The organism is Falsihalocynthiibacter sp. S25ZX9 (assembly GCF_041205405.1).
GTDB classification, from domain to species: Bacteria; Pseudomonadota; Alphaproteobacteria; order Rhodobacterales; family Rhodobacteraceae; genus Falsihalocynthiibacter; species Falsihalocynthiibacter arcticus.
Window position 1 is genome coordinate 123,574 of record NZ_JBGFCD010000005.1, and the last position, 23,503, is coordinate 147,076.

The following is a 23,503-nucleotide window of genomic DNA, read 5'->3' on the forward strand; positions in this document are numbered from 1 at the left end:
GAAAAACCGATACCGCCTAAAAGCTAAGTGTCGCGTCGATGGCTTTTTTCCAAGTTGCATATTTTTCTTGGCGTTGTGCGTCGTCCATATGCGGTACAAACTGGATTTCACGGGCCCATTGTTCTGCAAATTCTGCCTGATCAGGGTAAACACCAACATGCATTCCCGCGAGCCACGCCACACCAAGGGCCGTAGTTTCGTGGTTCATTGGGCGGTCCACAGGGGCGGCGATAATATCCGAAAGGAACTGCATCGCCCAATCGTTTTGCGACATGCCACCATCAACCCGCAGGGTTGGTTGAACACCTGTCGCTTGCCAATCAGCGGACATCGCGTCCAGCAAATCGCGGGTCTGATAACCGACACTTTCAAGTGCGGCCTTGGCCATTTCCGCAGGGCCCGACCCGCGGGTCAGCCCAAAGACAGCCCCGCGACATTCCGCATTCCAATAGGGCGCGCCGAGGCCCACAAAGGCGGGGACCAAAACAATATTTTGATGCGGGTCCGCCTGTTCAGCCAGCGCTTGCGTTTCCGAGGCGTCTTGGATGATTTGCAACCCATCCCGCAGCCATTGCACAACGGCTCCGGCAACAAAAATCGACCCCTCAAGCGCGTAGGTTGGTTTTCCGTCCAGTTGATAAGCGATCGTGGTCAGCAAGCGATTTTGCGACACAACAGGAGTTTCACCTGTGTTCAAAAGCGCAAAACACCCCGTGCCGTAAGTTGATTTCATCATACCCGGTTGAAAACACGCCTGCCCGATGGTCGCGGCCTGTTGGTCGCCAGCAACGCCGCAAATCGGGATCGCGCGGCCAAACAAATCCGCGTCCGTTTTACCGAAATCAGCGGCGCAATCCTTGACCTCTGGTAACATCTCCATCGGGATTTCAAGCAGGTCGCAAATCGTTTTGCTCCAGCGGCCTTTGCGAATGTCGTAAAGCATTGTGCGCGCGGCATTTGTTGCATCTGTGGCATGAACTGCGCCCCCCGTCAGCTTCCAAATCAGGAAACTATCGACGGTACCAAAGAGTAATTCGCCCTTGGCGGCACGTTCGCGTGCTCCCTCGACGTGGTCTAAAATCCACTTAAGTTTTGTGCCCGAAAAATAGGGGTCGAGCAAAAGACCAGTGCGGGCGGTGATCATCTCTTCATGGCCAGCCTCGCGCAGGGTACGGCATTGATCGGCCGTGCGCCTGTCCTGCCAGACGATGGCGTTATAAAGGGGCTCGCCCGTGACCTTGTCCCAAACAATCGTGGTTTCGCGTTGGTTGGTGATCCCGGTGGCGGCAATATCTGTGGGTGAGATTTCGGCATGTTTGATCGCCCCATGACAGGCGGCAAGCGTGGTATTCCACAGGTCGGCGGGCGCGTGTTCAACCCAGCCGGAGTGGGGGAAATGTTGGGCGAACTCTTGTTGTTCGCTGGCAACGACGGCCATCGTTCTATCAAACACAATCGCACGTGTTGAGGTCGTGCCTTGGTCAATCGCGAGGATGTAGGTCATGCTATTTCCACCATGCTTTTAATGTAGGTAGGCGGCCACCGATAAAAGCGACCGCCCGTTTCTTTGGCCGGTTGGCCCACCGTTCGTCCAAAGAAATGTCGATTGAGTATTAAATTGGGGCCACGTGAATGGCCCCAAAATCAGTTTCTTACTGCCAAGACTTGATCAGCTCGTCATAGGAAATTGTGACGGGATCTTCGTCTTCATTTGCCAGTTTCGCTTTTGGCGAACCAGGTTGATCGAGCCAGAAAGAAGGATCGCTCTCTTCGTTCATTTTCGGACCGATATCACCTTGGACACCTGCACGCTCAAGACGGATCATAACCTTTTCTTGGTCTGCGCAAAGCGTATCGAGGGCTTCTTGTGGAGTTTTCGCACCGGACATAGCGTCGCCGATGTTCTGCCACCACAATTGTGCCAATTTTGGATAGTCTGGGACGTTTGTCCCTGTTGGCGACCACTGAACGCGCGCTGGCGAACGGTAGAATTCAACGAGACCACCAAGTTTTGGTGCACGCTCAGTAAAGCTATCATGCTGGATTGTGGATTCACGGATGAATGTGAGGCCAACATGGCTTTTCTTCACGTCAACAGTTTTGGACGTAACGAACTGGGCATAGAGCCAAGCCGCTTGAGCACGATCCACTGGTGTGGATTTCATCAAAGTCCAAGAACCGGCATCTTGGTAGCCGATTTTTGTTCCTTCAGTCCAATATGCGCCGTGTGGCGAAGGGGCCATACGCCATTTTGGCGTACCATCTTCGTTCATCACAGGCAGACCGGGCTCAACCGAAGCCGCAGTAAAGGCTGTATACCAGAACATTTGTTGAGCAACATTACCCTGTGCAGGAATTGGGCCTGCTTCGGAGAATGTCATACCAGCAGCCGCGGGTGGAGAATATTTTTCCAACCATTCGATTGCTTTGGTCACAGCGTAAACTGCTGCTGGACCGTTTGTGGCACCGCCACGCGCAACACACGAGCCTACAGGCTGTGAGTTTTCGTTAACGCGGATACCCCATTCGTCAACTGGCAGGCCATTTGGCTCACCTTTGTCGCCTGCACCAGCCATGGACAGCCACGCATCAGTATAGCGCCAACCCAAGGACGGGTCTTTTTTGCCATAATCCATGTTGCCAAAGACTTCGCCTTCTACGCCAAGACGCGACAAGTCACGGCCTGTGAAGAATTCAGCGATATCCTCATAGGCGGACCAGTTTACAGGAACGCCGAGATCGTAGCCGTACTTCTCTTTGAAGTCCGTTTTGTTTTGCTCGTCGTTGAACCAATCATACCGGAACCAGTAAAGGTTCGCGAATTGTTGGTCTGGCAACTGATAGACTTTGCCATCTGGACCCGTGGTGAATGAAAGTCCAATAAAGTCTTCCAGATCAAGATTAGGGTTGGTAACAGAAGCACCCTCACCCGCCATCCAGTCGGTCAAGTTACGCGCCTGTTGGTAACGCCAGTGCGTCCCGATCAAATCGGAGTCGTTGATATAGGCGTCATAGATATTTTCGCCCGACTGCATTTGTGTTTGCAGCTTTTCAACAACATCGCCCTCGCCGATCAGGTCATGTGTGACCTTGATGCCGGTGATGGCTTCGAACGCTGGAGCCAAAACATTGGACTCATACTCATGCGTTCCGATTGTTTCGGAGACAACGTTGATCGACATGCCTTGGTACGGCTGTGCCGCGTCGACAAAAAACTGAAGTTCAGCTTCTTGATCGGCACGCGACAACGTCGAAAGATCGCCGATCTCGCTGTCAAGGAAAGCCTTGCCGGCTTCCATGTCTGCGAACGCCGGCGCTGTGAGCATGCAAGCTGCAAGTCCAAGCGCGGTCGTTCCTTTAAGTAGTCGTAAGTTCATTTTAGTCCTCCCAAAAATAGAACAAGTAAGGCGGTCATTTTTTATAATTGGGACCGCCCCATAATGCCGTCCCTTAAACCCAGCGGAAAACCGCGATGGCATAAAAGAGACATACGATCAGGGCTCCCCATTGGGGGGCACTGAGCATTCCAAGCCAAGCCAGATTAATAAAGGCCGAGCCAAGTAGCGTGATGAACAGTCGGTCACCGCGCGTTGTTTCAATCCCAAGGACGCCATTGCGCGGCACCTCGGGGAATTTAATCGCAAGGGTCGTAAAAGTAATCAGCGTTGCCGCGATAACCCCAAAGAAAGCGGCGGTCGGCCAAGTCCATGCCATCCATTCCATACTTGTTTCTCCTCTTTCTTTTCTTACACGCGACCCAAGGCAAAGCCTTTGGCGATGTAGTTACGGACAAAATAGATCACCAATGCACCGGGAACGATTGTCAGGACACCCGCTGCTGCGAGCACACCCCAGTCGATCCCTGCGGCACCGACGGTCCGTGTCATTGTGGCGGCAATCGGTTTGGCGTTCACACTGGTCAACGTGCGGCTTAGAAGCAATTCAACCCAGCTAAACATGAACAAGAAGAACGCGGTGACCCCAATACCAGAGGCAACCAATGGCGTGAAAATCCGAATGAAAAACCGTGGGAAAGAATACCCATCGATATAGGCAGTCTCGTCGATTTCCTTGGGCACGCCCCGCATAAACCCTTCCAAAATCCAAACCGCCAGCGGCACGTTAAACAGGCAATGCGCGAGAGCGACGGCAATATGCGTGTCGAACAACCCGACCGAGCTATAGAGCTGAAAGAACGGCAGCGCGAAAACGGCGGGGGGCGCCATCCTATTGGTGAGCAACCAAAAGAACAAATGCTTATCCCCAAGGAAGGTATAACGACTGAAGGCATAGGCCGCTGGCAGCGCAACCGCGAGGGAGATCACCATATTCATGACCACATACGTCATCGAATTCAGATACCCTGTGTACCAAGATGGATCCGTCAGGATCGTCAGGTAGTTGTCGAAGGTTAAATCCTGTGGCCAAAGGGTAAAATTGTTCAAAATCTCCGAGTTGGTCTTGAGGCTCATATTCAAAAGCCAATAGATCGGCAAAAGCAAGAACAGCAAGTAGAGGCCCATAACAATGGCGTTGCCTCTGATCTTTGGCAAAGCAAAACCACGTTTTGGCGCTGTGTTGGTAAAATCAGACATCAGTGGCCATCCCTTTTATCAAGGTTCGTCATCACAGTGTAGAAGACGTATGAAATCAACAGGATCACGAGGTAATACATGATCGAGAAGGCGGCTGCGGGGCCAAGATCAAACTGTCCTAGCGCCATCTTGACCAAGTCAATCGACAAGAACGTCGTCGAGTTCCCAGGTCCACCACCCGTCACCACGAAAGGCTCGGTGTAGATCATAAAGCTGTCCATAAAGCGCAACAGGATCGCGATCATAAGAACGCCCATGATCTTGGGCAGCTCAATAAAGCGGAATACTTTCCACCGGCTGGCTTGGTCGATTTTCGCCGCTTGATAATAGGCATCGGGGATCGACTGAAGCCCCGCATAAGCCAAAAGCGCAACTAATGACGTCCAGTGCCAAACATCCATCACAATGACGGTGACCCATGCAGCATAGAAGTCTTGGGTGTAGTTATAATCAATCCCCAAGGCGGCCAGTGTATAGCCCAACAGACCAATATCAACACGCCCAAAAATCTGCCAAATGGTGCCCACAACGTTCCACGGAATAAGCAAGGGCAACGACATCAGGATCAGGCAAAACGAGGCCCAGAATCCTTTTTTCGGCATGTTCAGCGCCACGAAAATCCCCAGCGGAATTTCAATGGCAAGGATGATACAGGAAAACGCGATCTGGCGACCCAGCGCATTCCACATGCGTTCTGAGGCCATCATATCGCGGAACCAATCGAGGCCAGCCCAGAAAAATACGTTTTTTCCGAAGGTGTCCTGAACCGAATAATTCACAACGGTCATCAAAGGAATAACCGCAGAAAACGCGACAAGGAGCAGCACTGGTAAAACGAGGAACCAGGCCTTTTGGTTGACTGTCTTATTCATGGCTCATTCCTTGCAAAGATGTGAAGGGCGGGGTTTTCGATTTCATCATCATGTCACGCTCCTTGCGGGGGAACCCGCCAACTATCGGAATAGACGTTCACTCCGGCCGTATCGAACACGACTCGGTTCATGTCGGGTGAAATGTTAGCACCTTCTTCGGCGAGGATATTGATCTCGGTCCCTTGGAAATCGGCGCGCACGATTTTGTGGCGGCCAACATCCTCGACCCGCTTAATGGTCACGGGCAAACCCTCGTTCCCCGTAACGAGCGCGGTAAATTCGGGCCGCACGCCAAGTTCGACTTTGCCCGCCGGACTGCCATAGCTTTTGCCAAGCGCGATCTCTGTGCCACCAATCACGGCGGTATTTCCCGTCACTTCGGCGGACAGAACATTCATCCCCGGAGAGCCGATGAAATAGCCAACAAACGTATGCGCTGGTGTTTCAAAAAGTTCTTGCGGTGTGCCCATTTGCACAACCCGCCCGTCATACATAACCACCACTTTATCCGCGAAAGTCAGGGCCTCGGTCTGGTCGTGGGTCACATAGATCATCGTGTGGCCAAATTCGTGATGCAGCGATTTAAGCTGCGTGCGCAATTCCCACTTCATATGTGGGTCAATCACGGTCAGCGGCTCATCAAACAACAGCGCATTCACGTCTTCACGCACCATGCCACGCCCCAACGAAATCTTCTGTTTTGCGTCCGCAGTCAGCCCGCGCGCCTTGTGACCAAGGGTGGCCTCCATGCCAATCATCGCCGCTATTTGCTGAACGCGTTCTTTGATATAGGCGGGATCAGCCCCACGGTTGCGCAGCGGAAACGCCAGATTGTCGTGCACGGTCATTGTATCATAAACAACGGGGAACTGGAAAACCTGCGCGATATTGCGCTGTGTTGTCGGCTCCATTGTCACGTCACGGTCATTAAACAGGATACGACCCTGACTGGGATGCAGCAGACCTGAAATGATGTTGAGCAGTGTGGACTTGCCACAACCTGAGGACCCAAGCAGGGCGTAAGCTTCTCCATCCACCCAGTCGTGGTTCAATTCTTTCAGCGCGTAGTCGTCGTCGCTTTTCGGATTGGGCAGGTACGAATGTGCCAGATTTTCGAGGGTAATTTTTGCCATTTGAATGTCCCTCAGGCTGCGGTTGCATAAGTTGCAGGGGCGACCGAAGTGCCGTCTTCTGCAAAGATGTAAACATGGCTTTGATCCAGATAGACCTTCAACGAAGCGCCAATTTCCAATATCTTCACGCCATGAACCAAACCAACCCAGTTTTCGCCGTGGTGGTCGAGGTGGATGAATGTTTCTGACCCCGTTATCTCGGTTACGTTCAGCTTACCCGTGAATTCCAGAGCGCCTTGCGTGTGCTTTTCAAGCTTCAGATGGTTGGGTCGGAACCCCGCGACGTAACGGCCATCCTTAAGATCAGCAAAGGCCCCCGAAGCCGCGCTGTCTGATTGGTCATTGCCAAACTTCAAGCGGTTTCCGACCTTTTGAACAGGCAGGAAATTCATCGGCGGATCGGAAAATACGCGGGCGGTGGTCGCATCTACGGGCTGTCTGTAAACGAAAGGCGTCAACCCAAATTGGGTGATTTTGCCTTCCCAGAGGGTCGCGGTATTGCCACCCAACAATAGTGCTTCTTCGGGTTCCGTGGTCGCATAGACAAAGATCGAGCCAGCTTCCTCAAAGATTTTCGGGATCTCGGCGCGCAATTCTTCGCGCAGCTTATAGTCGAGGTTTGCCAATGGCTCATCCAGCAAAACAAGGCCCGCATCTTTCACCAGCGCCCGCGCCAACGCGCACCGCTGTTGCTGACCACCAGAAAGCTCAAGCGGCTTGCGCTCAAGAAACGGCGCAAGTTTCATCAGGTCGGCGGCCTTCTTAACGGCCTTGTCGATCTGGTCCGCCGATTGCCCCAAAAGGCGCATCGGGCTGGCGATATTGTCGTAAACACTCATCGACGGGTAGTTAATGAACTGTTGATAGACCATGGCAATCCCGCGCTCCTGCACACGCATGCCTGTCACATCCTGACCGTTCCAGATTACTTTGCCCGTATTAGGCACATCAAGTCCGGCCATCAAACGCATCAAAGAAGTCTTGCCCGATGAGGTTGGCCCAAGCAAAACATTCATAGTGCCGGACTGCAGCTCTAAGTCGGTGGGGTAAATATGTGTCTGGCCATTCGCAACCTTCGACACGCCCTCTAGAACAAGTGACATTTCTCTCTCCCTATCCGCAGCTTACACTGCGTCTTGCTGCAATGACATTACGGGCGCTTTGGCCAGCCATGCGTCAAGCATTTCGATTTCGTCTTTGGACAAGCGTAGGCCTAATTTTGAACGACGCCAAACGATGTCTTCTGCGGAACGTGCAAACTCCTTTTGCACCAGCCAGATAACTTCCCGTTCAGTCAGTGTAGCACCAAAAGGCTGCCCCAGATCGGGTTCTGTTTTCGCATCCCCAAGAACCTCAAAGGCATCCAAGCCATAAGCTTTGACTAACCGCTCCGCCCAGCGTTCAGTTAAAAACGGGTATTGCGCCGTAAGACGTGCTTGCAAATCCGCGACCCCATCAACGGGAAAATCCCCTCCCGGCATGGGAACACCTGCGGTCCAGGGTCCGCCTGCATTTGGAAAAAATGGCGCTATCTTTTTAAACGCGTTCTCGGCCAACCGGCGATAGGTGGTGATCTTGCCGCCAAAGATGTTCAGGATTGGCGCGCCCGCGGATTCATCAACTTTCAACACATAGTCACGAGTCGCCGCCGTCGCAGAGGTCGCGCCGTCATCATACAAGGGGCGCACGCCGGAATAGGTCCAGACGATATCATCCCTGGTGACAGGCATTTTCAAATACTTCGACGCAAATTCAACAAGATAGGCTTGCTCTTCTGGGGTACAAACGGGCTTCTGTGACACGTCAGTATGCTCGGCATCCGTGGTTCCGATCAACGTAAAATCAGTCTCATAAGGGATTGTAAAAATAATCCGGCCATCTTCGCCTTGGAAGAAATAACACTTGTCGTGATCGTATAATTTGGGCGTCACTATATGACTGCCCCGCACCAGTCGCACACCTTCTGTGGCATTTATCCGCACCGTGTTGCGGATAATATCCTCAACCCAAGGGCCGCCCGCATTTACCAACATACGGGCCCGAACCACACGTCGCGGCAAACCTTTTGGTTCCAGCGTAATTTCCCAAAGACCGTCAACTTGCTCGGCGGACACAACCTTGGTGCGCACATTGATTTTTGCGCCGCGCGCCTGAGCGTCCCGCGCATTCAGAACCACCAAGCGGCTGTCTTCTATCCAGCAATCGGAGTACTCGTAGGCTTTTTCAAAGCGGTCCTGTAGCGGCGCGCCTTCAGGCGTACCAGCCAAACTCAAAGAGGTTGTCCCCTTCAGAATTTGGCGACCACCCAGATTATCATAGAGGAAAAGTCCGAACCGAATGAGCCACGCAGGGCGGCGCCCCTTCATCCAAGGCATCACAATACTAAGCAATTTTGACGTCGGAGTGTCGGTGTCGAACCGCATATCCTTGTGGTAGGGCAACACAAATCGCATCGGCCATGAAATATGCGGCATCGCTTTGAGAAGGGTCTCGCGCTCGATCAACGCCTCGCGGACAAGGCGGACCTCAAAATACTCAAGATAGCGCAATCCGCCGTGAAAAAGCTTGGTGGAGGCAGAGGACGTTGCAGAGGCCAGATCGTTCATTTCCGCCAACTCAACACTCAAACCACGGCCAACCGCGTCACGCGCAATACCGCATCCATTGATGCCGCCGCCAATGACGAAAAGGTCCACGATGTCGTGAAGATTACGTTGATTCAATGAAGCCTCCCAAGCGTCGATTTTCTGTCGCCGCCTCCCAGCGCTCAACATCCATCAAGACAACACTAAGCCACTTCGCAAATCAATAGCGAATGTTCGTTTCTTTTCCTTTTCGGATAAAATGTTGAAATCCATGTATTTAATTTTTCTATTCCCTCCCTTTTGGCGAATTTTATCTGCGCAAATCGATTCGAACCCTTGACGCTCCGCTCGGACTGTTGATTGTTAGGATTCTATTACGCGACGTCAGGGAGAAAGCCATGGTCTCAAACTTTAGACAGAAAGATATCCTCGAACTTGCGCGCAAAGAGGGCAAAGTCACCGTGGATGGCCTTGCCGAACTCTACGATGTCACGGTGCAAACTATCCGGCGCGACCTCTCTGATTTGGCCGATCGCGGCCGTCTTCAACGGGTGCATGGCGGCGCGGTGGTGTCGTCTGGCGTTGTGAACATTCAATACGAGGAACGTCGCCGCCTGAACGATACGGGCAAGAAGGCGATTGCCGTGAAATGCGCCGAAGCAATCCCAAATGGCGCGTCGGTCTTTATGAACATCGGGACAAGTACCGAGGCTGTGGCGCGCGAATTGCTCGACCACGAAAACCTGCTGGTTGTGACGAACAACATCAACATCGCGAATATTCTTGCGGCCAACCATAGCTGCGAAATCATTTTGGCGGGTGGCGTTTTGCGCCGTGCGGATGGTGGCATTGTCGGTGGCTTAACCGTTGAAATGGTAAAGCAATTTAAGTTCGACTATTCGGTTTTAGGCTGCTCCGCCATTGATGAGGACGGCGACCTGCTAGATTTTGACGGGCAGGAGATTATGGTCAGCAGCACCGCCATAAAACGGTCGCGTAAAGTGATGGTCGTCGCAGACCACCTTAAATTTCAGCGCAAAGCACCGCTCACAATCTGCTCTCTCGCGGATGTGAGCGCTCTTTTTACCGACGGTACATTGCCCAAAGATCTGCTGGCGAATTGTAGCAGTTGGGGCACCGAAGTGGTCACGGTTTAAACGGGCTTCGATCACGCTCGGGGGAATTTTTCATTTGAAAACGCGCAGTAACGTCGGATGGGCCTTTGTCTTGCCAGCCGTACTCGTGCTTGGCCTCGTGGGGCTGATCCCTCTGATAACCGTTGTTAATTACTCCTTCTTCGAAATTTTCATCCTAGACTCGCGCTTCTGGGTCGGGACGGAATGGTACTCCGAGATCATAAGTTCAGGCCGTTTCTGGGCTAGTTTTGGCCGCAGTACATTGTTTTCGGCGCTGATCTTAACCATCCAAATTCCCCTTGGCATTGCGATTGCCCTTTGCATCCCCCAACGCAAATTCTGGGTCGGCGTCTCGCTCTGTGTGGTGGCCTTGCCGCTTCTGGTGCCGTGGAACATGGTCCCATCACTTTGGCTCAGTCTCCTCAACCCAGACACGGGTCTTTTGGGGCGCATTCTACCTACTTTCGGCTGGCCCGCGGATTGGAAATTCTCGGTGGTTCCCACATGGCTGGTCATCATTGTGATGGACGTTTGGCATTGGACAAGCTTGGTTGTGATCCTGTGTTATAGTGCCCTGACAACCGTTCCGGCGGCCCACTACCAAGCGGCCGCAATCGACGGCGCAGGCCCGTGGCAGGTGTTTCGATTCATCCAATTGCCCAAGCTATACAACGTTCTGCTTATGGCGATCCTGTTGCGGTTTATGGATTCCTTCATGATTTACACGGAGGCTTTTCCCATCAATGCGGGCGGTCCAAACGGCGCGACAATGTTCCTCGCGGTTGACCTTGGCGAAGAAATCAAAGCCTTCAACTACGGCCCTTCCGCCGCGCGCTCTGTGCTCTATTTCATGATCGTGTTGACCGTCGCGTGGATGTTTAGCAAAGCCCAAGGCAAGCTTGATGACGTGCCCCCAGAAAAGGCCGCCTAATTATGTTTATCCGCGCGCTCCCTTTCCTCAAAGCAACGGCCCTGCTGGCCTTCATGGTGTTCACCTGCCTGCCGCTGGTGCAACTGACCCTCCTCAGCTTCACCGCGACTTTGGCAACCCCAAATATTGACGTTGGCAGCCTCACGCTAAGCAATTATCGGGGCATCTGGACCGACCCAAACCTACGCTCGGCGTTCCTGAATTCCATCGCATACGTGCTGATCAATATCTGCATCACCATACCCGTTGCCATCCCTGCGGCCTACGCCTTCTCGCGCATTTCCTTCTTAGGCGACAAACACCTGTTCCTTGCCTTCATCGCCTTTCGTATCACCCCGCCCGTGGTGCTAACCCTACCGATATTTCAACTTTTCTCCGCATTTGGAATCGTGAACTCAACCTTCGGCATCGCCTTAGCGCACTGCCTGTTCAACGTCCCAATCTCGATCTGGATTCTCCAAGGGTTCATCTCGGCCGTCCCAAAGGAAATGGATGAAACAGCCTTTATCGACGGCTATTCGCGGCCTATGTTTATTTGGAAATTCCTCTTGCCACAAATTGCTTCGGGCGTCGCCGTAACAGCGTTTTTCTGCTTCATGTTCTCGTGGGTTGAGGTGGTTTTCGCGCGCATCCTGACCACAACCAACGGGAAACCGATCAGCATGGCGATCAACGCACTCTTTGGTTTTCAAACCGATATTGGGCTGGTTATGGCCGTCACCCTCGCTTCTATGCTGCCCGGCGTGGTGTTACTCTTTGCGATGCGAAATCATCTTTCGCGGGGGTTCAAAATCGGGCGCGTCTAATTGGTCGATGCGAACGCCCCGCATTCCAAAACGCCTGCGAGAAATGAAACCGCTTAGTCGTGATAACGCACGAATGCGAAACGCTGACTATCCGGCGCCCAACACGGCACATTTATCGTGCCTTGCCCGCCATATAGTTCCAAGAGCACTTGCGGTCTGCCGCCCTCTGCGGACACAAGGCGCAGCTCAACTTGACGCTCGGATGGATGCCCTTGCGTCCCGTCTTCATAGGCCAAGTAGAGCACAGATTTTCCGTCTGGTGAGGGATGGGGAAACCAATTCACCCGATCATCTGCCACCATACATTCCGGATCACGCCCGTCAGGGCGCACGCGCCACAAACAAACACGGGCATCGCGTTCGCCGTTGAACCAAATCCAAGCGCCGTCAGTCGTATAATCTGGACCGTCACAGTGATCAAAACCAAAGGTGACTTGCCGTTCTTTGCCACCATGAACCGGACAGGTGTATATCTCGAAGGTTTCGCCACGTTTCGCGGTATAGGCCAAAGTCGCGCCATCTGGTGACCACCCGTGCCAATACGAAGGTGCCAAAGGCGTTATCCGCGTCGGCGTGCCCCCCTTTACCGGCAGCGTATAGATCACGCTACTCCCCTCCTCGGTTGAATCGCTCATGACCAATGTGGTGCCATCCGGCGAAACCCCGTGGTCGTTGTTGATCTGCGTTGCAAACCCCGTTTCGATAGTTGCCAGCGCCGGTGCGCTTAGGTCAACGCGATACAGCCGCCCGTCCCCATTTACAATAAGAGCCGTGCCATCTGGTGTCCAATTGGGAGCCTCAAGATGTTGATCCAATAGCAAAATAGTTTCCGCTGCCCCTGTGGCCAGGTTATAAATCACAATCTCACTTTTCAAAATATTCTCCTGCAAAACGGCCCGTTAAACTCGGCGGGAAGTTGGACCGCCTTGCTGCATCAACGTGGTGCATTCTTCGTCTGAACGGCGCTGAACTTTTGTGCGCTTATACGGATTTGTATCTGGCTCGGGTAGCGAGCGATTAATGATCAAAATATGTTCCTGCAGTATTGCGTGTGCCGCGTCGAATTTGCCCTTAACGATAAGGTCGCGCATTTGAATGTGCTCGGCAAAAGAGCGTTGCCAAAAATTCCCTTCCCCCGATTGCAAACGAGCACGCAAGGCCTCCAGAGCCGTCGCAGTCAAATCATAGGCTTTTTCAAGGTAGCGATTGCCCGCAAGCTGCAACAATACACGATGATAGGCGCTGTCGGCTTTGCTATAGAGCGCCCATTCCCCCGCCGCGATCGCCTGTTCCATTTGGTAAATTGCCGCGGAAAGCCCCTGCACAACCGCTTCGGGATCACGCGCAAGGGCATCGTTCAATGCCTTGCTTTCCAACATGGCGCGAAAGTGGCTCATTTCCTCGACGTCCTGCTTGGAGGGCGCAAACACATAGGTTCCTGCCTGTGGCACAACCGTCACGAGGCCCATGTCGCGCAAATCCATAAAGGCCGCCCGCACGGGGGCTTTGCTCATCCCAAGCGCCCGCGCGATTTGCTCCTCGGACAGCCGCTCGCCGAACTCCAGCTTGCCAGAGACAATTGCCTCGCGAATCCGCTCACATGCATCTTGGGTCAACGACACAGCACTCTCCTCATAGGTCATTCCTAGTTACAGCATGGACGGCTAAGCGCGCTACCCACTAATTTTACTCCTTTACCAAGCATGAAAAAAACAGGATTGACAAGTTATTAAAATTCTAGAATTCTAGAATAACAAATAATAATATCCACACCCAAAAGGACTCACATGCCCCGCTTTCGTCTCCTGACACCCGACGCACAATATCCAGACGACGCTCTGATCGAACGGGCGACAGCCGGAAATAATATCGATTGGGATATATTCCGCGAACGCGAAATTCACCGTATTCCGCAAACGGTTCTGAACTCCTGTGATGCGATGGTGGTTTGGCACGAGATGCCCGTTACCCGTTCGATGATCGCTCAATTGGAGCGGTGCAAAATCATTGTACGGGCCGGGGTAGGCTTTGATCATATCGATTTGGATGCTGCCGCAGAAGCGGGCATTCCCGTCTGCAACACGCCTGATTATGGCACCAGCGAAGTCGCCGATCACGCAATTGCGCTGATGTTGAATTTGCGGCGTGGCATTGGCTCCTACCACCGAAATCTCATGCAATCTCCGCAGACAGGCTTCGATCACGCGCGCGCTCCTCTCTTGGGGCGGCTAAGAGGCAAGACCTTTGGCGTGGTTGGCTTGGGGCGTATCGGCATTGCTGCCGCCCTGAGAGCGAAGGCGTTTGGCATGCGGGTTTTGGCCTATGATCCGCTGGTTTCGCGCGGCACCGAAATCGCTGTGGGTGTCGATAGATGTGAGTCCATCGACGAGCTACTCGCGCAAAGTGACGTTGTAAGCTTGCACTGCCCGCTAACGCCTCAAACCCACAATATGATCAACGCCGAGCGCTTGGCCAAAATGCAACCACATGCTGTTTTGATCAATACGGCGCGGGGCGCAATCATTGACATCAACGCGCTTTTGACCGCTTTGCGCGCAGGCACAATCGCTGGTGCAGGCATCGACGTCTTGCCCGTTGAGCCCCCATCCCCGACCGACGCATTGGCGATTGCCTATGCAAACGGCACGGATCCCCTTGTGGGGGAACGTTTGTTTGTCACCCCCCATGCGGCATGGTCCAGCCCCGAGAGCGTCGCGGATGCACGCCGCCTTTCTGTTGAAACTGCGGTGCGGTTTTTGCGCGAAGGCAAGTTGCGAAACCTTGTGAACACCCCCGCCACGAAACGCGTAAGGGATATCGCCTAACGCGCCAACTCCGACGGGGTTGACGCCACGATATGATCCAAGGGCATGGGATCACGTAAACATGTCCGTTCTAGGGAGGAAACCATGAATAACAAACACTTAAGTACACTTATTGCGGCTTGCCTATTGGGCGGCACCGGCGCCATGGCGCAAGAGCACCAATTGACGTTCCAATCCGTAGACCCCGCAGGAAATCCAAACTTTGCCATCCAACAGGCATGGACAGCGCGCGTGGCAGAGATGTCTGGCGGACGGATGACGATTGATCTTCTGCCCGTAGGCGCGGTGGTCGATTATATCGAAACACAAGATGCCGTTGGGTCTGGCATTTTGGATGGGCACATCACCGATGTGAGCTATTTCGCGGGCAAAGACCCCGCCTTCGGACTTATTGCCAATCCGATCGGCGCTTGGTCTGCTCCGGATGAAATGTTCCGTTTTATCAACTATGGCGGCGGCTATGAACTCATGAATGAACTGGAAGGACCCTATGGCCTTCACTTCATCGGGGCGACGACGACGGGCCTTGAAGGTTTTGTTTCCAAAGTGCCGCTCGACGGCGTTGCCGACCTCAAGGGTCTAAAAATGCGCGCGCCAGAAGGCCTCATTCAAGAGGTGTTTGCGGCGGCGGGCGCGGTTCCTGTCAACCTGCCCTACTCCGAGGTCTACACGTCGCTCGATAAGGGCGTGATTGATGCTGCGGATTCCACTGTTTTCTCGACCAACCATCAGCAAGGCTTGCATAAAGTTGGCAACCACCCCGTCTATCCTGGTTTCCACTCCATGCCACTGGTCGAAGTCTCGATGAACTTGGACAAATGGAATGCTTTGCCCTCTGATCTACAAGCAATCTTGACGGTTTCGGTGCGCGATTTTGCACAGGACGCAGTGGCAACTTTGTCGATGAATGACCTAAAAGCCTTCGCCGAAGCCACAGCCGATGAAAACATCACCGTCCACAATTGGTCTGCCGAAGAGCGTGCAAAGTTCCGTACAATCGCGATGGATCAATGGGAAAAAGTGGCCGCACGTTCGCCGAATGCACAAAAGGTCTATGACCAATTGACCGCTTATCTCGCGTCGCAAGGCCTACTGGAATAATCCACAGCCTCGGGCGCACGCGTTGCGCCCGAGCATCCGCCATCACACCCCTTTGACACGATTGGCCCCTCATGTCCCGCACCCCCGAAACGACTTCGGCCATTGAGCCGTTGCCCCCCGAATTCACGGCTCAAGAGGCCCTGCCGCAAGCAGGCTGGTTGGGCAAAGTAATCACCTCAGTCGCCCGCGTTTTCGCTGTCGGAATTTTGATCGCGATGGTTGTCCTCGTTGTAGAGGTTTTCCTACGGTATGTGTTCAATGCGCCCACGGTATGGGCCCATGAAACAACGACATTTCTGAGCGCCGTGACGTTCATTTTTGGCGGATTATACTGTGTTGCCCGCAACTCGCACATCCGCGTGGTGCTGATCTATGACGTCGTTCGCTCGCCCGTGCGCCGCATCCTCGATATCCTCATTTCAATCGCCTGCCTTTGCGCCAGCCTGTTTTTCGCATGGGCCGCATGGCTTATGGCGCTCAAAGCAATCTATCGCCCTGACGGTAGTTTCTTTCTCGAAACCAGTGGCAGCGCGTGGAATCCGCCAACGCCCGCCCTCCTAAAACTGTTTTTGCTGGCGGTCCTCATCACGATGAGCGTCCAGTTCCTCATCCTTACCTTCAATTACGCACGCGGCCTCACCCCGCCAAAGAGGCATGAAAATGTTTGAACTTCTAGACTTCGGTCTCAACCTAAAATCACTCGGGATTGAGTGGGGCACGCTGTTGATGTTTGTGCTGCTGGTCGGGCTTTTGCTCACGGGTACGCCCTTGGCTATGGTCACACTTCTTGTGGCGCTCATCTTCGCAATTGGCTGGTTTGGGCCAAACTCCGTCCCCCTGATTACCAGCCGCGTTTACAGCTTTGTCTCGTCGTTTGTGTTTGTTTCGGTCCCGATGTTTGTCCTGATGGCGGCCATCCTTGATCGCTCTGGCATTGCACGCGACTTGTTTGATGCGATGAAACTGGTGGGCGGACGTCTGCGTGGTGGTGTGGCAGTTCAAACGATTTTCGTGGCGGTCATTCTTGCGGCCATGAGTGGTATCATCGGTGGCGAAATTGTCCTGCTCGGCTTGGTTGCCCTGCCCCAAATGCTGCGGCTCGGCTATAATCGACGACTAGCAATTGGCGTGGTTTGTGCTGGCGGCTCGCTTGGCACAATGGTGCCCCCGTCGATCGTTTTGATCATTTACGGCCTCACAGCAAATGTCTCGGTCGGCGATCTGTTTACAGCCTCGTTCCTGCCTGGATTTATGCTCGCGGGGTTCTACATCCTCTACATCCTCTTTCGCTCCTATATTGACCCGAACGCGGCACCACCGCCCCCCATGGAGCGCACGCCTTTCAAAGACCAATTGCCTCTCCTGCGCGGGTTGATATTGCCCATGTTGGTCGTCGGCTTCGTGCTTGGATCAATCTATGGCGGCATCGCTTCGGTGACAGAAGCCTCCGCCATCGGGGTTGCGGGCGTCATTGCCTCAACAATCTTACGGCGCGAATTTTCATTCCGTATGCTCTTAGATTCCGCGCTACACACACTGGCCACAGTCGGAATGATTATGTGGATTGGCATCGGCGCGAGCGCCTTGGTTGGCGTTTATAACCTCATGGGAGGTATCCGCTTTATCTCTACCCTCATCACAGGTGTGTCAGACTCCCCCACCGTCATTATCCTGTTTATGATGCTCATTCTCTTCATCCTTGGCATGTTCCTTGACTGGGTCGGGATCGCGCTTTTGACCATGCCGATTTTCGTGCCGATCATCAAAGACCTCGGATATGATCCCGTCTGGTTTGGCGTATTATTCGCGATGAATATGCAGGTGTCATTCCTCACACCGCCCTTTGGTCCGGCCGCGTTCTACCTCAAAAGCGTGGCACCGCCGGACATCTCTCTGGGTGAGATTTTCAGATCGCTTGTACCATTCATTTGCCTCCAAGTGATCGCGGTTGGCTTGCTGATTATCTTTCCAGCGCTCGCCATCCATTAACTGCAAACGCCGTTACATCTCGAACAATTGGAATTGACTATGACACGCAGTTTAGACGGCGATTACGACTATATTATCGTGGGGGGCGGCACGGCGGGATGCGTGCTGGCAAACCGCCTCTCGGCCAATCCCCGCACAAGGGTCTTGCTCCTAGAGGCAGGCGGACGGGATACCTACCCATGGATTCACATTCCGGTCGGATACCTCCGCTGTATTGGGAATCCGCGCACCGATTGGATGATGTCGACCACCCCGGAAAAAGGGCTAAACGGACGTGCTTTGGGCTATCCGCGCGGCAAGGTCTTAGGCGGATGCAGCTCAATCAACGGTATGATTTACATGCGCGGCCAAGCTGCAGATTATGACGGCTGGGCGCAAATGGGCAATACGGGTTGGGGTTGGAGCGACGTCCTCCCCTATTTTGTCCGCTCCCAAGATCGCCCAGATGCAGACGGAATAACCCACGGCCAAGGCGGCGAATGGAAAGTCGCGCGCCAGCGTTTGAAATGGGACATTCTGGATGATTTCCAAAATGCCGCGACGCAAATGGGCATTCCATCAACCACCGATTTCAACGAGGGCAACAACGAGGGCGCAGGGTATTTTGAGGTCAATCAAAACGGCGGCCGCCGTTGGAGCACCGCCCGCGCGTTTCTCAGCCCTGCGCTGAAACGGCCAAATCTACGCCTTATCACCCATGCCTGCGTGCAACGGATCACGTTTAAAAACGGTCACGCCACAGGTGTGGAATTTTCGCACAAAGGCCGCGTACAGCATGCGATAAGCCAAGGCGAGGTCCTGCTCACGGCGGGGGCAATTCACTCCCCCGCACTACTCGAGGCGTCAGGTATTGGCCAAACCACACGCCTCAGAGACATGGGAATGGATGTGGTGCGTGTCAGCCAAGAGGTAGGTGAAAACCTTCAAGATCATTTGCAATTGCGCATGATTTTCCGTGTGCAAAACGCACGGACCCTCAATCAAATCGCCAACTCTGTCACGGGTAAAATCTCGATGGGACTCCAATATCTTTGGAACCGTTCGGGGCCGCTTTCGATGGCGCCAAGCCAGTTCGGTATTTTTACGCGAAGCGACCCCAGCTTGGCCACTCCAGACCTAGAATACCACATTCAGCCCCTCTCAACCGACCGTCTTGGTGACCCTTTACATCCCTACCCTGCGGTCACGGTGTCTGTGTGCAATCTGCGCCCAGAAAGCCGTGGTTCAACCCATATTTCGACAAAATACCTCACAAAACAGCCCGACATTTCGCCCCAATACCTCAGCACTGAGGGCGATCGCGCCGTGGCATTGCGCGCTCTGCGTCAAGCCCGCGATTTGATGACGATGCCCGCATTGCAAAAATACGCGCCGCACGAGAACCTACCCGGGGCGCACATTGCGGATGACGCGGACTTAACCCGTGCCGCCGGCGATATTGGCACCACCATCTTCCATCCCGTCGGCACGTGTCGAATGGGCAGTGACGCCGCTTCTGTGGTCGATCCCGAACTACGCGTACGGGGTCTTTCCGGTCTTCGCGTGGTCGACGCCTCGATTATGCCACGGATTGTGTCGGGCAATACCGCCTCCCCCGTCGTGATGATCGCAGAAAAAGCCGCAGATATGATCCTCAAATCGGCCTAGCGCTGCTCCCTCCCAAAACTTGAAAGACATACCTATGAAACTTCTCCGCCATGGTCCCGTGGACCAAGAAAAACCTGGATATCTTGATACAGAAGGCCGGGTACGCGACCTCTCAAGCCTGATTTCCGACTTCACACCTGAGACTCTCTCGCGCACGACCCTCTCGATGCTTGCGAATACAGATCTGTCCACGATGCCTGTAGTTTCGGCCAAGACGCGCATTGGGGCCTGTGTAGGCCGCGCCCGAAATTTCTATGCCGTTGGCCTGAATTACGCGCGCCATGCCCGCGAAACCAACAATCCCGAACCCGTCGAACCCGTGCTTTTCTCAAAGTCTACATCCTGTATTTCTGGCCCAAATGATCCCATCATCTTGCCGCGTGGATCGCAAAAAACCGATTGGGAAGTTGAACTCGGCGTCATAATTGGGCGCAACTGCGCGTATGTGAGCGAGGCCGAAGCCCTTGAGTATGTCGCAGGCTACTGTACGATCAATGACGTAAGTGAACGCGCCTTTCAAATTGAGCTTGGCGGCCAATGGATGAAGGGAAAATCAGCCCGCAGTTTCGGCCCCATTGGCCCATGGATTGTCACTCCGGATGAGATTCCCGATCCGCAAAACCTCACCCTCTCGCTCTCGGTCAATGGCGAAACCTATCAAAACAGCTCGACTTCGGACATGATTTTTAGCGTCGCTGAGATTATCTCCTACATGTCGCGCTTCATGGTTCTACGGCCCGGGGATATTATCGCGACGGGCACGCCCGAAGGGGTCGGCCTTGGATTATCCCCGCCTAAATTCTTATGTGATGGCGACGTTGTTGATCTAGAAGTGTCCGGCCTCGGCAGCCAAACGCAACTGGTCACTAGCCTTACTTTCTGATCCTGCGGGAGGGTCTCCAAAACGCTCTCGATTCCTAGGATAACCTTTTGGTTATTCTAGGCATTCATGCGAACCGCCTGCGCCTATTGTTTAAAGCCAGCGATATTTCCGTTGCCCGATTGCAGAAGCCACGCCACGTTCATACTGCCCATTTGAATAAATGCCGCCTGATTGGAATCTCCAACGACGCCCAGAGAAATCCTGTTGTAATCCCCGTTTTGCTGCGCCGCTGCCATGTTCCGGTTTCCGGTGATGGCCAGAGTTGCAGCATTGCTTGTGCCAACTTGTTCAATGGTTCCGGCAGCCAGCCCAAGTTGGGCGTTCCCAGAAAAAATCTGGCTTGGATCATTGTTGAAATCACCCGTCACCGAGATTGTCGTAGAGTTGGTACCGAATTGTGTGACGTCAAAAAAGTTACTGTCGCCGATAACGGAAACATCCGCGTCATTTCCGCCGCCAAGGCCACTATTATACCCCTGCTCAACCCTGAGATCGTTCCCGTCCCCATCGACGAAAAACAGCAGATCGTTTGAACCTTCTTGCAGTCCAAGGACCTCATTGTCGCTGCTCAGGCCAACTATATTGAGAAATGCACGGTTGGTGCCTATTTGACCGACACCGATATTGTTGCCATCGCCGAGTATTTCCGATGCGGTAATGTCATTTTCCAAACCATCTTGACGGAATCCGACTTGGTTGGAATTTCCGGATATCGTGAGGAAGCCAATTGAGTTTTTGCGGCCACCTTGAAAAACCCCGAAACGGTTAAAATCGCCACTAACCATGAGGTTCATCTCGTTGCCGTTCGCGCCTAAAGCGTCATACCCGACCCGCTGGATAAGAGAGTTTGCTACCGCCCTAGAGGTAAGGGCAGGACCCGTAAGATCTCCGCGACCATTAAAGGAACCGCTGAAATTGGCGACAATGATGTTTTCTTTGAATTGCGCCGCCGTCAGTGACCGTTGCTCAACGAGAGCGACAGTGTTTTGTTCGCCCGTTTGCGTAAGGATTGCCACCTGTCCGGGCATTCCGCCGAGCTGCTCTTGGACCACGAGCGAAATCTTGTTGCGATCCCCCGCCCCGTCCAGACCCTGTTGAATGGTCAAACGGTTTGCGCCTTCTGGAATGGCGCCCAATGCGGACTGTTGAATGCTTCCGACCGAATTTGAATTGGAATCCTGATCTATAAGAATGGTGTTGAAGATCGAAGGCGTCGCCGAATTGCCTGCCTGATCGACTCCCAGCCCCTCGAGGCCGATAACATTGTCTCCGCCAGTCTGTGTAATTGTTAGATCGTTGTAATAGCCATTTTGCAAAACGGGATCGAGCTCAGTGCCGACCTGATTTGCGGAGCCTAACTGAGAAATCAGTCCGGTGTTATCTGCTCCAATTTGATCAACGAACGCCAGATTGTTATCCGCCGCATACGCCCAACTTAGGGGGCCGATTGTCAAAACCCCCAGCACAACCACAAACCGAAATGAACGCATATACAAGAACCCTAAATCAAATAACCACGGGGCACATTCTTGCACCCCGTGGTCGTGTTTTTAAGCGAAGCCGTGGCGACGCCTTCAGTCATAATTACTGAACAATGCCAGCGATGTTGTTGCTACCAGATTGGCTAAAGGTCGCTGAGTTATCGCTGCCCATTTGGACAACGACTGATTGGTTGCTGTTGCCGTTCACGGTTGCGGAGATGTTGTTCCTATTGCCGTCTTGCACCATTCCGAACAGGTTGTTGTCGCCTGTGAGTGAAGCATTCACGATGTTATCGTCACCAAGCTGGATCACAGCGCCTTCGATGAAGAAGGGTGTCAAACCTGCTGCTGCAAGTGCGTCACCCGCAAGAACAGGCGTGCTGGTTGTTGATCCATTGCCGTTGCCGTCGACAAACACGGTCGCATCGTTTGAATTGCCGAACTGGCCAACCCCAAAGGCGTTACCGTCTTTGAGAGCCGTGACCGATGCGGTATTGGAAATGCCCAGTTGTAGGACACCAATATTGTTGTCGTACCCGTCAATTGCCGCCACAGTCACAACATTGGTCCAGCCGCCTTGAACTACTCCCAATTCGTTGCGGTCGCCATTAATAGTAAGCGTACCAACGCCATTGCCGTTGCCCGCTTGGGTGACACCAAATTGGTTTTCATTACCTGTAATCAACAGGTTCATGCTGTTGTTGCCTTGTGACACAAAAGAATACCGACCACCTTGGTCCAGCACGCTAGTGTTTGCGCCACTGAGTGCCGCGAAACCCGACAAGGTTCCCTTGCCGTTGTCGTCACCCGAAATTTCGGCCGTCATTGTGTTGCCATTTCCGCCTAAAAAGGTGGTGCCTTGAGTGGCCTTGTCGATGTTGTTGCGTGAGCCGGTCATAGTAAGCGTCGCAACGCTTCCGTTGGAGCCACCGTTGCGTTCTTGTACAACACTACCGATCGAGTTGTCGTCACCGCCGGATTGCTCGATTGTCAGTGTGTTCCCAGAAGTATATCCGCCACCGTAGCGTGTAGCTTGCTGAATTGAACCAACCGAGTTTCTGTCTGAGCTCTGCTCGATTGTAGCAGCGTTGCCGTTTGCTTTTTGTGCCAGTTGGTTCACACCAGAGCCAGTCAAGCCAATTTCGTTGTCGTTACCGCTTTGATCAATGTTCAGGCTGTTGCCGGACACATAGAGATGCAGCGATTGTTGCTTCATTTTATCGCCTGCTGAACCAGCCTTGTTCCGCAATCCGCCGCTTTGGTCAACCAGCGCAGAGTTGTTAAAAGTCGAGCCTTGAGAAAGCTGTTCTAAAAATGCTTCGTTTTCATCGGCAAAAGCCACACCAAACGAGAGACTTAGTGCTGTGGTTGCAAAAAGTGAGATTTTAATAACGTTCATTTTATTTCCTGTCATAGTTAATTTATTACACATACTGATCTATTTCAGGCGCAACCTGTAAGCAGCAGCACCATGCATCACTCCGTTTCTCGCGAAGCCTTTGCAGCAACAGCAGGGTTC

At 53.4% G+C, this 23,503-nt stretch carries 21 protein-coding genes; 9 read left to right on the plus strand and 12 right to left on the minus strand.

Translation table 11 applies throughout. The features are described 5' to 3' along the window. Positions 1–16: 16 nt before the first annotated feature. The 8 genes from glpK to glpD form a co-directional block, all read right to left on the minus strand. Complete coding sequence (gene glpK, locus AB9F29_RS07655) at positions 17–1,504, minus strand: glycerol kinase GlpK (protein WP_369755196.1); 1,488 nt, start codon at positions 1,502–1,504, stop codon at positions 17–19. 148 nt (positions 1,505–1,652) lie between these two features. Then, a complete protein-coding gene (locus tag AB9F29_RS07660) occupies positions 1,653–3,377 on the minus strand; it encodes an ABC transporter substrate-binding protein (RefSeq protein WP_369755197.1) in 1,725 nt (574 codons plus the stop codon). A 73-nt stretch (positions 3,378–3,450) separates the two neighbouring features. Beyond that, complete coding sequence (locus tag AB9F29_RS07665) at positions 3,451–3,723, minus strand: DUF2160 domain-containing protein (RefSeq protein WP_039003840.1); 273 nt, start codon at positions 3,721–3,723, stop codon at positions 3,451–3,453. Between the two features lie 23 nt (positions 3,724–3,746). After that, a complete protein-coding gene (locus tag AB9F29_RS07670; RefSeq protein ID WP_369755198.1) occupies positions 3,747–4,595 on the minus strand; it encodes a carbohydrate ABC transporter permease in 849 nt (282 codons plus the stop codon). Beyond that, positions 4,595–5,467 carry a carbohydrate ABC transporter permease gene (locus AB9F29_RS07675; RefSeq protein ID WP_039003842.1) on the minus strand — a complete coding sequence of 291 codons (873 nt, stop codon included), beginning with the start codon at positions 5,465–5,467 and terminating at the stop codon, positions 4,595–4,597. Before AB9F29_RS07675 ends, AB9F29_RS07670 begins: the two co-directional genes overlap by 1 nt. A 53-nt stretch (positions 5,468–5,520) precedes the next feature. Then, positions 5,521–6,600 carry an ABC transporter ATP-binding protein gene (locus AB9F29_RS07680; RefSeq protein WP_369755199.1) on the minus strand — a complete coding sequence of 360 codons (1,080 nt, stop codon included), beginning with the start codon at positions 6,598–6,600 and terminating at the stop codon, positions 5,521–5,523. Between the two features lie 11 nt (positions 6,601–6,611). After that, a complete protein-coding gene (locus AB9F29_RS07685) occupies positions 6,612–7,703 on the minus strand; it encodes an ABC transporter ATP-binding protein (RefSeq protein ID WP_369755200.1) in 1,092 nt (363 codons plus the stop codon). 21 nt (positions 7,704–7,724) lie between these two features. Beyond that, positions 7,725–9,323 carry a glycerol-3-phosphate dehydrogenase gene (gene glpD, locus AB9F29_RS07690; protein ID WP_369755201.1) on the minus strand — a complete coding sequence of 533 codons (1,599 nt, stop codon included), beginning with the start codon at positions 9,321–9,323 and terminating at the stop codon, positions 7,725–7,727. A gap of 260 nt (positions 9,324–9,583) precedes the next feature. Here glpD and AB9F29_RS07695 point away from each other — a divergent pair, with 260 nt between their 5' ends. The 3 genes from AB9F29_RS07695 to AB9F29_RS07705 are packed head-to-tail and all read left to right on the plus strand — an operon-like array spanning position 9,584 to position 12,058. Continuing rightward, entirely contained in the window at positions 9,584–10,342 is a 759-nt protein-coding gene (locus AB9F29_RS07695) for a DeoR/GlpR family DNA-binding transcription regulator (RefSeq protein WP_335583599.1), read from the plus strand. Positions 10,343–10,376: 34 nt separating this feature from the next. Continuing rightward, positions 10,377–11,252 carry a carbohydrate ABC transporter permease gene (locus tag AB9F29_RS07700; RefSeq protein ID WP_369755202.1) on the plus strand — a complete coding sequence of 292 codons (876 nt, stop codon included), beginning with the start codon at positions 10,377–10,379 and terminating at the stop codon, positions 11,250–11,252. A gap of 2 nt (positions 11,253–11,254) precedes the next feature. Next, positions 11,255–12,058 (plus strand): carbohydrate ABC transporter permease, encoded by an 804-nt coding sequence (locus AB9F29_RS07705; protein ID WP_369755203.1) that lies wholly within the window; start codon positions 11,255–11,257, stop codon positions 12,056–12,058. Positions 12,059–12,111: 53 nt separating this feature from the next. On the opposite strand, the gene AB9F29_RS07710 is transcribed toward AB9F29_RS07705, so the two are convergent. Together AB9F29_RS07710 and AB9F29_RS07715 are read right to left on the minus strand one after the other, a co-directional pair. Next, positions 12,112–12,933, minus strand: a complete 822-nt coding sequence (locus AB9F29_RS07710; protein ID WP_369755204.1) for a TolB family protein — start codon at positions 12,931–12,933, stop codon at positions 12,112–12,114. 24 nt (positions 12,934–12,957) lie between these two features. Beyond that, positions 12,958–13,680 (minus strand): GntR family transcriptional regulator, encoded by a 723-nt coding sequence (locus AB9F29_RS07715; protein ID WP_369755205.1) that lies wholly within the window; start codon positions 13,678–13,680, stop codon positions 12,958–12,960. A 165-nt stretch (positions 13,681–13,845) separates the two neighbouring features. On the opposite strand from AB9F29_RS07715, the gene AB9F29_RS07720 reads away from it, so the two are divergent. From AB9F29_RS07720 to AB9F29_RS07745, 6 genes are all read left to right on the plus strand, one after another. After that, a complete protein-coding gene (locus AB9F29_RS07720) occupies positions 13,846–14,883 on the plus strand; it encodes a C-terminal binding protein (protein WP_335583604.1) in 1,038 nt (345 codons plus the stop codon). Between the two features lie 84 nt (positions 14,884–14,967). Further along, a complete protein-coding gene (locus tag AB9F29_RS07725) occupies positions 14,968–15,984 on the plus strand; it encodes a TRAP transporter substrate-binding protein (RefSeq protein ID WP_335583605.1) in 1,017 nt (338 codons plus the stop codon). Between the two features lie 71 nt (positions 15,985–16,055). Next, complete coding sequence (locus tag AB9F29_RS07730; RefSeq protein WP_335583606.1) at positions 16,056–16,652, plus strand: TRAP transporter small permease subunit; 597 nt, start codon at positions 16,056–16,058, stop codon at positions 16,650–16,652. Beyond that, a complete protein-coding gene (locus AB9F29_RS07735; protein ID WP_335583607.1) occupies positions 16,645–17,973 on the plus strand; it encodes a TRAP transporter large permease subunit in 1,329 nt (442 codons plus the stop codon). The genes AB9F29_RS07730 and AB9F29_RS07735 overlap by 8 nt, the downstream gene beginning before the upstream one ends. Positions 17,974–18,012: 39 nt before the next feature. After that, positions 18,013–19,620, plus strand: a complete 1,608-nt coding sequence (locus tag AB9F29_RS07740) for a GMC family oxidoreductase (RefSeq protein WP_369755207.1) — start codon at positions 18,013–18,015, stop codon at positions 19,618–19,620. A gap of 34 nt (positions 19,621–19,654) precedes the next feature. Further along, positions 19,655–20,503: a fumarylacetoacetate hydrolase family protein gene (locus AB9F29_RS07745; protein WP_369755209.1), complete on the plus strand. Its 849-nt coding sequence runs from the start codon at positions 19,655–19,657 to the stop codon at positions 20,501–20,503. 83 nt (positions 20,504–20,586) lie between these two features. On the opposite strand, the gene AB9F29_RS07750 is transcribed toward AB9F29_RS07745, so the two are convergent. Continuing rightward, on the minus strand, positions 20,587–21,993 hold the full coding sequence (locus AB9F29_RS07750) for a hypothetical protein (protein ID WP_369755210.1): 1,407 nt from the start codon (positions 21,991–21,993) through the stop codon (positions 20,587–20,589). A gap of 94 nt (positions 21,994–22,087) precedes the next feature. Continuing rightward, the gene (locus tag AB9F29_RS07755) at positions 22,088–23,383 is read right to left on the minus strand and encodes a hypothetical protein (RefSeq protein ID WP_335583611.1); all 1,296 of its coding nucleotides are present in this window, start codon (positions 23,381–23,383) and stop codon (positions 22,088–22,090) included. Positions 23,384–23,503: the final 120 nt, after the last annotated feature.